This is a genomic window from Synechococcus sp. BA-120 BA3 (genome assembly GCF_034931285.1).
Classification (GTDB): domain Bacteria; phylum Cyanobacteriota; class Cyanobacteriia; order PCC-6307; family Cyanobiaceae; genus Cyanobium.
In genome coordinates this window covers 1-520 of sequence record NZ_JAYGHZ010000523.1, presented here as the reverse complement: position 1 = coordinate 520, position 520 = coordinate 1, and the positions used below count along the sequence as shown (strand labels likewise).

Below are 520 nucleotides of genomic sequence, written 5' to 3'. Positions count from 1 at the left end.
GGGTCCGGCTGTTCGGTCGGCTCGAGGCCGGGAACGGCTTGGGCGAGCACCAGCGGCATGGCCAGCCAGGAGGCCGTGGCGCCGGCGCCGAGTGCCGTCAGGACGGAGAGGGGCTGGGAAGCCATGTCAGGGAGGGGCGCCGTGGGGCGTGCAGGGGAACGACCCGGCGCCGGGATTGCCGAACGACAGTGTACGGGGGGTGATCATCCGGCGCCGAAGCCGCGGAGCAGCACCCGCTCCGCGCTGCCGGCCACCAGCCGCAGCCCGCCGTCGGCCGCCAGCCCGGCGGGCCACCAGTCGACGCCATCGAGGTGGATCGGCCCATCGGGCCGATGCAGACGCCGCTCCGCCTGCCGGCACACCTCCTGGGGCCTCCCGGCCCAGGCCATGGCCCACTCCAGGGCCGCCAGCACCTCCCCGCACCAGAGCAGGGGATCGGCGCGCCCAGCTCCCAGCACCTCCGCCAGGGCCACGGCACCGTCGGGCGCCCGGTTGGCGACGTTGAGCCCCACCCCCATCC

General features: G+C 76.2%; 1 pseudogene. It reads right to left on the bottom strand.

Annotated features, from left to right (window positions below):
- Positions 1-203: 203 nt before the first annotated feature.
- Positions 204-520 (bottom strand): annotated as a pseudogene (locus VB737_RS17280) (biotin--[acetyl-CoA-carboxylase] ligase); the annotation flags it as partial.